We start from the raw sequence: 7339 nt of genomic DNA on the forward strand, positions 1-7339 counted from the left end.
GGATCAAGCGCAATTTAGTTGCTTATGCAACCAAATACGCAGACGAAGCGGACGCGATCGGAACACTTGCTATCATTGAGCCCTTTTTTGCCACGGAAAACAGGGATACAGATCGATGATTCGACGCATGCACATCAAGAAAATGATTGGCGCCGCAAGCCTGATCGCAGGCGCCTCGCTGAGTCTGAACGCACACGCCGCCGCCCCGGCATGCGAACTGGACAGGCCGGTCAAATTCGGTGGCATGAACTGGGAATCGAATCTGATGCTGGTGAACGTGGAGCGCTACATCGTCGAGCACGGCTACGGCTGCAAGACCCAGGTCGAGCAGGGCGACACGCTGCCGATGTTCGCCGCCCTGCAGCGCGGCGACGTGGACATCAATTCCGAAATCTGGATCACGCAGATACAGGAGCCCTGGGACCGCGCCATCGCCGCGGGCAAGGTCAAGCCGGTGGGCACGGTGTTCGAGGGCACCGACGGCTGGTACGTGCCGCGCTACACCGCCGAGAAATTCCCCCAGCTCAAGGCCGCCACGGACCTGAAGGGCCTGCACGAATCCTTCGTCGACGACGAGGACCCCGGCCGCGGCCGCATCTATGGCTGCGCCGCGGGCTGGACCTGCGGCACCATCAACGCCAACCTGCTCAAGGCCTTCGAGCTGCAGGACGAGTATCTGGTGTATTCGCCAGGCAACGCGGCCGCGCAGCGCGCCGCCATCACGGCCGCCTTCAAGCGCAAGAAAGACATCGTCTTCTACTACTGGACGCCGACCTCGCTGGTGGGCTCGCTGGACCTGGTCAAGCTGAAGCTGCCGCCGGTCGATGACAAGGCGCTGGCCTGCATCATGGACCCGGACTGCGCCGATCCCCGACCCACCGGCCTGGCCGCCTACCCGGTGGTCACCGCGGTCAACACCGACTTCGCGCAGCGCGCACCCAAGCTGGTGACCTTCCTGTCCAAGGTGCAGGTGCCGGAAGACGTGCTGACCGCGACGCTGGGCCACATGGCGCGCGAGAAGCTCGAGATCGAGGAAGCCTCGCGCTATTTCCTCGAACAGCACCCCGAGATCTGGACCAAGTGGGTGCCCTCCGAAGTGGCCGAGCGCGTGCGCCAGAAGCTGGACTGAGGCGCGCGCGCCCGAGGCCAGGGGCCTAGACGGCTTGCGGCAACGCCTCGCGCTCGCGTCGCGCGATCGCCATGCGCCCGATCAGCCAGACCGCGCGCTCGAACAGGCGGGTGGCCGCGAGCAGGTCGCGCATCGCCGCCTCGTCGTGGGCATCGGAGGCCGCCACCTGGCGCCGCATGCGCTCCAGCAGCTCGCCGCGATCGCCGCTGATGCGGATCAGCGTGTCCAGGTCGTCCGCGTCGGGGCCGCCCTCGCCCGCCGTGTCGGCCAGCAGGCCGGCGAGCGTGCGCAAGGCCTCTGACAGATTGAACAGCAGCGTCGGATGCGCGCCGCGCGCATCGACGATGCGGGCGAAGCCTTCGACCGTATCGAGCAGCGCGCGCAGGTTTTCCAGCTGCGACTGCGCGTGCAGCGCCTGGTCGAGCACGGCGCGCGCGGGGCTGCGGCTCATGAGCGACACCAGGAAGGCCTCGGTCTGCAGCACGATGCTGCGGGCGCCTTCGAGCTCGGCGCGGCGTTGCGGCGCCGGGGCCGGGGCCAGGGCCGAGTCCAGGTCGGGCAATAGCGCAGGCAGCCGGCGCACCAGCCGGTCGCGCTCCAGCGCGGCCAGCACCAGCGCGTTGAGCGGATCCTCCACCGCGCGGTCGTAGATGTAATGCGGCTGGCTCGCCAGCTCCACGGGATCGTCGGGCGTGAACCGCCCGGCCAGCGCCACCGCGCGTTCGCGCCAGAGCGTGAGCGGCAAGGCGCCCGCCACCTGCATGGCCAGGAACAACAGCGCCAGCAGCAGGGGCGCGCCCGCCGCGGCGGCATCGATGCCGCGCGCGCCCAGCAGCCAGGCCGGCGCCACGATCGCGCTGCCGCCCAGCTTGACCATCACGTGGATCAGGCACAGGCGCCGGCCGCTGCCGCGCAGGCCGCTGCCCGACAGCAGCACGGCCACGCCGCTGCCGACGTTGGCGCCGGTCATGATCCAGAACGCCGCGTCGAACCCGATGAAGCCGCCGTGCAACGCCGCCACCGCCAGGATCGACGCGGCCGACGCCGACTGCGTGACCAGCGCCATCACCGCGCCGAGCAGCGCCGCGACCGGCAGGCTCAGGCCCTGGCCCAGCAGCGCGCGCCAGTCGTCGGCACTCAGGCCGGAAGGCGCATGCTTGATCAGGTCCAGGCCCATGAAGAGCAGCGCCAGGCCGAGGCCGGCCCAGATCCAGTCGCGCCGCGCGGCGTGGCGGTCGAGCTTGAAATGCAGCGACAGGCCGGCGGCCGCCACCATGTAGAGCACCACCAGCCGCAGGTCCAGCGTGGCCAGGAACACCAGCGCCGCAGTGCCGGCGTTGGCGCCGGCCACCACGGGCGCGGCCTGGGCCAGCGACATGACGCGCCCCTGCACCAGGTTGGCGGTGATCAGCGTGACCGCATTGCTCGATTGCGCCAGGGCACCCGCCATCGCGCCGGCCAGCAGCCCGCTCCAGCGCGACGCCGTGGCAGCGCGCAGCGCACGCCGCATGCGCATGCCGGCCGCCTGCCGCAGATGCTGGCCGAGCAGCCGCAGGCCGATGAACAGCAGTCCCAGGCCAGAGAGGAGTTCCGCAAGCGTGATCATCGTGAGGGCGGCGTCGAAAAATTTTCCGATATTGCCCACGCCGCATTGCAGCCGCGTGTCAGCGTGTCGGGAGCCCGCCGCGGCCGTGCCGCCTCGACACACCTGCTGACACTCTGTCAGCGCTATGACAGCGAATCGACATGTACGGTTGGATAGATTGAAAGTGATTCCGCCACGCCGGGGCGAGGCTGCGCGCCTGTGACCGCTGTCTTTCCCGTGTGAGGGCCCCGCCGCGTAACGCGCACCATCGCAGTGCAGCGGCGGCACGCGGGCCTGCGTCGGGATCGATCCGTTCACAACAAGGTGTGACGGCGTCCGTGGCCAGTGCGCGGACGCCGTGCCGGCCACGCGGGGCCCGGGCACCTTGCCAAAAGAGGCGAGCGCATGAAGATTCTCTACACCAACTTCCACGCCGGACCCGACATCGGCGGCCACACGACCTACGTGTCGCGTCTGGCCGCCGGCCTGTCGGCGCGTCACCGCATCACCATCGCGGCGCCGGGCGGAAGCGCGCTGCACGCGCTCGCCAGCGCCATGCCGGGCGTGGCGGCCCACGCCCAGGACTTCCCTTCGCGGGTCTACCGCGTGCCGGCCGCGCTGCGCACGCTGCGCGCGCTGATGAAGGCCGAGGAGTTCGACCTGGTGCACGTGAACGGTTCGGCCGACCACCGCCTGGTCGCGCTGGCCTCGCTGTTTCTCAAGCGCCGGCCGCGCATCGTGCTGACCAAGCACAACACCATCCCGATCTCGCGCATGTCCTCGCGCCTGCGTGCCCGCCTGGCCACCGACCACGTGATCGCGGTCTGCAAGCACGTCGAGACCCAGGTCTGGCAGAGCCCCTATCGCGCCTGCGGCATCACCACCGTCTTCAACGGCGTGGACACCGCCTACTTCAGCCCGCTCGAAGCGCCGGTCGCGGCCCACCATCGACGCGCGCTGCTGGGCGAGCGCGCGCAGGGCCGCCTCGTGATCGGCAGCAATGCCGGCACCGCCTCCTACAAATCCTGGCTCGACGTGGTGCGCGCGGTGGCGCTCTTGCCCGCCGCGGTGGCCGACCGCTACGTGATCGCGATGGCGGGCGAGCCGTTCAGCCGCGCGCAGCGCGCCGAGCTGCAGGCGCTCGGCATGGAAGACCGCATCGTGCACGTGGGCTCGCTCAAGGATGTGCGCCCGTTCATTTCGTCGCTGGACCTGGGCTTCGTGCTGTCGACCCGGGTCGAGACGATTTCGTTTGCCTGCCGCGAAATGATGGCCATGGGCAAGCCGGTCATCGTCAGCAACTACGCCGGCCTGCCCGAGAACATCGATGCGGGCCGCGACGGCTGGGTGGTGCCGCCCGCGGGGCCGCAGGCGCTGGCCTCGCTGTTGCACGAGATCGCCACCGGCGCGCACGATCTCGCCGCCATGGGCCAGGCCGCGCGCAAGAAGAGCCTGGCGTCGTTCGGGCTGCGCCCGTTCCTGGAAAGCACGGCGCAGGTATACCGCGCGGCCGTCGAACCGCGCACGGCGCGGCGCCAGCTCGAACGCCTGACCTGAGCGCGCAGCGCCCCAAAAGCAAAAACCGCCGCAGGACGCGGCGGTTTTTGCTTGGGCGTCGCGGCGGGCGCGATCAGCCGGCGGTGCGGAAGCGTTCCGCGTCGCTCATGAAGGCCTTCTCGCCGAACGGGGCTTCGTTCGAGCCGAAGGGCATCTGGGCGCGCAGCTTCCACGAAGCGGGAATGTTCCACTCGCGCGCCACGGCGGCGTCGATCAGCGGGTTGTAGTGCTGCAGGCTGGCGCCGACGTTCTCGTTGGCCAGCGCCGACCAGACCGACAGCTGGGCCATGCCGCCCGACTGCTCCGACCACACCGGGAAGTTGTCGGCGTACAGCGCGAACTTCTCCTGCAGGCCGCGCACGACGTCCTGGTCTTCGAAGAACAGCACGGTGCCCACGCCGGCGGCGAAGCTCTTGAGCTTGGCTTCGGTCTTCTCGAAGCCTTCGGCCGGGGCGACCTTGCGCACTTCCTCGATGGCCAGGTCCCAGAGCTTCACGCTTTCGGCGCCGAACAGCACCAGCGCGCGTGAGCTTTGCGAGTTGAACGACGAGGGGCTGTGCTTGATCGCTTCCTGGATCAGCGCGGTCAGCGCTTCCTTGGACTGCGAGACGTTGCGGCCCAGGGCGTATTGGGTACGGCGCTGCTTCAGCGCGTCGATGTATGCATTGCTCATGGCGTAAATACCTTTCGACTGATAGGTAGACGGAAACGGTGTTGGCATTCTACGAGGCCGACCGGCTGCCGGCCATCCCCGCGCGGCACTATTTGAGGTACGGGATCCGGAACAGCTCGTTCCACGCATGCAACGATTGCGCGGTCGCGGCATTAAGAACCCCGCGCGGCGCGCCGTAAAGACGGTGGCGACAGCCAAAACGCAGCACCCGCTACAGAAGCACCGGCAAGATGCAATACAGGACCCCGCCATGACGGCCGCCACGCCCCCGCTTTCCCAGGACGAAGACGACCCGGGCGCACTCAATACCCCGATCGTGATGCTGGGGCTGCAACTGCTTTGCCTGCGCCCCGTCATGGACATCCTCTACGGCAACCGCCTGTTCGACGTGCTCGACGACGGCTCGCCGCCCCACATGCTGCGCGATGCCGCGATCTACCTGCTGGCCGCGCTGTGCGTGCTCAACATCCTCGGCGGCGTGCTGCTCTTCATGGCGCGCCGGCCCGGCACCCTCAAGCTGATGTACATCGCCATCTGGGGCGGGGGGCCCATCGGCGGCGTGGCGCTGCTCACGATGATGCTGGCGTTCGATGACCTGTCGGCCTCGGAAGTGCTGCAGGCGAGCACCCCCGGCACGCTCATGGCCTCGATGCTGGCGGCCACCTTGTGGACGGTCTATCTCACCCTGGCCGGCTACGCCAAGGTGCGCTACGGCGTGACGCCAAGCTTCGCCGCGCGGTTCGCGCCGCGCTGAACCGCGCCGATCAGGCGGCCTGCGGGCGGCCGCCGAGCAGCAGCACGGCGCCGACCGCGAGCCCCGAGGCCAGCAGCCCATACTGGTAATAGCGGAAGTCGGCGCCGCCCGGCAGCATCCAGGCCAGCGCCGCGCTGGCCAGCATGATCGCCAGGCCGCAGCCGCGCGCCAGCGCCGAGCCATAGAAACGCGTGTGCAGGATCGGCGCGGCGCCCTCGGGCTGGCGCGTTTGCCACGCCGCCAGCGCCTGCGGAAAGGCGCGCTGCAGCCAGGCGCGCTCGGGACGGTCCGCGGGAATCACCAGCAGGGTCAGCCGGCCGGGCCGCTTGAGCTTCAGATAATCTTCGAACTGCCACTCGCGGATCTGCGCGAACGGCACCTGGCCGCGCCGCGCGAACTGCAGCCCGTCGGGCGTCAGCGTGGCCACGTCGCGGGTCGGAAACAGTCGGTGCGCCGCCAGCGGCAGCACGATCAGCCAGGCCAGCGCACCGGCGACCGCCACCAGGATGCGCGGCGGCGTGGTCAGGCTGGCCAGCGCGAAAAACACGAAACCGCAGCCGAGCATGGCGACCGGCACGACCCACTGCATGGGCCGCGTGTACACCCTGACGCCGATACCGGATTCGAAACGCTGCGACATGCGCAAGACCTCCTGCTGGACTGGGCACAACCATAACAGACCGCCGCGCGCCCAATGAAATGGCCCGCACGCGGCGGGCCATCGTTCGGCGGGGGCACGGCCCCGCCCGGGCAGAACGGGATCAGAATGCGTAGCGCACGCGCAGGTCGCCGGTCTGCGACGTGTAGCCGCTCGCCGCTTCCAGCGTGTAGTTCAGGCCGATGGTGAGGTTCTTGCGGGTCGCCAGCGTGGCGCCCAGCACCAGCACGCCGGTGTCCTTGATCGGCGTGGCGCCGAGCGAGGTGAAGCTGGTCGAGCCGGTCGGGTCGGCCGCGAAGCTCGCCGCCGTGCGCACGCGCGAATCGACGAACTCATGGCGCCAGCGCAGCTGCATGTTGGGCGTGAGCGCGCCGTACGAGGTGTCGAACACGTGCTCCAGCTTCAGGCCCAGGTCGCTCTTGACCGAATCCGCGCTGGTCGAGCCCACCTTCAGGCCGGCGCCGTTGCCGCCGCTCTCGGTGTAGCCCTCCTGATGCAGGTGGCTGTAGCTCAGGCCGGCCAGCGGGGTCAGCGTGGTGCGCTGGCCCAGCGCGATCGGGTAGCCGGCCAGCACCGAGGCCACGTACTGCGTGCCGTCGTACTTGCCCGAGGCGTTGCCCGAGAAGCCGGTGTAGCTGATGTCGCGCTCGCTCTTGTAGCGCTGGCGCACCACGCCGGTCATCATGTTGACGTACCACGGACGGCCGTCGTAGCCGGCATACGCGGTCAGGCCGTAGGCGTCGACCTTGGCCGAGCTGCCGTCGTTGTCCTGGTCGTTGGTGACGTTGGTGTGGGCGTAGCTGAACATGCCGCCGGCACGCCAGTTGTCGCTCACCTGCGCATCCGCGCCCACCAGCATGCCGCCGAAGCGCGCATGGAAGCCGGCCACGTCGCCGCGCTCGCCCTGGCGCGCACGGCCGCCGAAGTACTGGCCCCACACGCCCGGCTGCAGATCGCGCTCGCCGGTCGACACGCCCGAGTTG

General features: G+C 69.3%; 7 protein-coding genes. 3 read left to right on the plus strand and 4 right to left on the minus strand.

Annotated features, from left to right (window positions below; translation table 11 throughout):
* The first annotated feature begins 127 nt into the window (after positions 1-127).
* Positions 128-1129, plus strand: a complete 1002-nt coding sequence (locus CEG14_RS22090) for an ABC transporter substrate-binding protein (RefSeq protein ID WP_094828547.1) — start codon at positions 128-130, stop codon at positions 1127-1129.
* A gap of 25 nt (positions 1130-1154) precedes the next feature.
* Here CEG14_RS22090 and CEG14_RS22095 read toward each other — a convergent pair whose 3' ends face one another.
* Complete coding sequence (locus CEG14_RS22095; RefSeq protein WP_143277261.1) at positions 1155-2735, minus strand: Na/Pi symporter; 1581 nt, start codon at positions 2733-2735, stop codon at positions 1155-1157.
* Between the two features lie 384 nt (positions 2736-3119).
* On the opposite strand from CEG14_RS22095, the gene CEG14_RS22100 reads away from it, so the two are divergent.
* Complete coding sequence (locus tag CEG14_RS22100) at positions 3120-4271, plus strand: glycosyltransferase (protein ID WP_094828549.1); 1152 nt, start codon at positions 3120-3122, stop codon at positions 4269-4271.
* A gap of 73 nt (positions 4272-4344) precedes the next feature.
* On the opposite strand, the gene CEG14_RS22105 is transcribed toward CEG14_RS22100, so the two are convergent.
* A complete protein-coding gene (locus CEG14_RS22105) occupies positions 4345-4944 on the minus strand; it encodes a nitroreductase family protein (protein WP_094828550.1) in 600 nt (199 codons plus the stop codon).
* A gap of 250 nt (positions 4945-5194) precedes the next feature.
* Between CEG14_RS22105 and CEG14_RS22110 the strand changes: the two genes are divergently transcribed.
* Positions 5195-5698 carry a hypothetical protein gene (locus tag CEG14_RS22110; protein WP_094828551.1) on the plus strand — a complete coding sequence of 168 codons (504 nt, stop codon included), beginning with the start codon at positions 5195-5197 and terminating at the stop codon, positions 5696-5698.
* Positions 5699-5708: 10 nt separating this feature from the next.
* Here CEG14_RS22110 and CEG14_RS22115 read toward each other — a convergent pair whose 3' ends face one another.
* Positions 5709-6338: a hypothetical protein gene (locus tag CEG14_RS22115; protein WP_094828552.1), complete on the minus strand. Its 630-nt coding sequence runs from the start codon at positions 6336-6338 to the stop codon at positions 5709-5711.
* 121 nt (positions 6339-6459) lie between these two features.
* The coding region (locus CEG14_RS22120; protein ID WP_143277262.1) for an autotransporter outer membrane beta-barrel domain-containing protein at positions 6460-7339 on the minus strand (880 nt) is incomplete at its 5' end.

Source organism: Bordetella genomosp. 1 (assembly GCF_002261335.1).
In the GTDB taxonomy this organism is placed as follows: domain Bacteria; phylum Pseudomonadota; class Gammaproteobacteria; order Burkholderiales; family Burkholderiaceae_B; genus Bordetella.

Bases quoted from the DNA above. Each gene is read 5' to 3' on its own strand.
- CEG14_RS22115 (WP_094828552.1), bottom strand. From the start codon at position 6,338: ATGTCGCAGCGTTTCGAATCCGGTATCGGCGTCAGGGTGTACACGCGG.
- CEG14_RS22110 (WP_094828551.1), top strand. From the start codon at position 5,195: ATGACGGCCGCCACGCCCCCGCTTTCCCAGGACGAAGACGACCCGGGC.
- CEG14_RS22105 (WP_094828550.1), bottom strand. From the start codon at position 4,944: ATGAGCAATGCATACATCGACGCGCTGAAGCAGCGCCGTACCCAATAC.
- CEG14_RS22100 (WP_094828549.1), top strand. From the start codon at position 3,120: ATGAAGATTCTCTACACCAACTTCCACGCCGGACCCGACATCGGCGGC.
- CEG14_RS22095 (WP_143277261.1), bottom strand. From the start codon at position 2,735: ATGATCACGCTTGCGGAACTCCTCTCTGGCCTGGGACTGCTGTTCATC.
- CEG14_RS22090 (WP_094828547.1), top strand. From the start codon at position 128: ATGCACATCAAGAAAATGATTGGCGCCGCAAGCCTGATCGCAGGCGCC.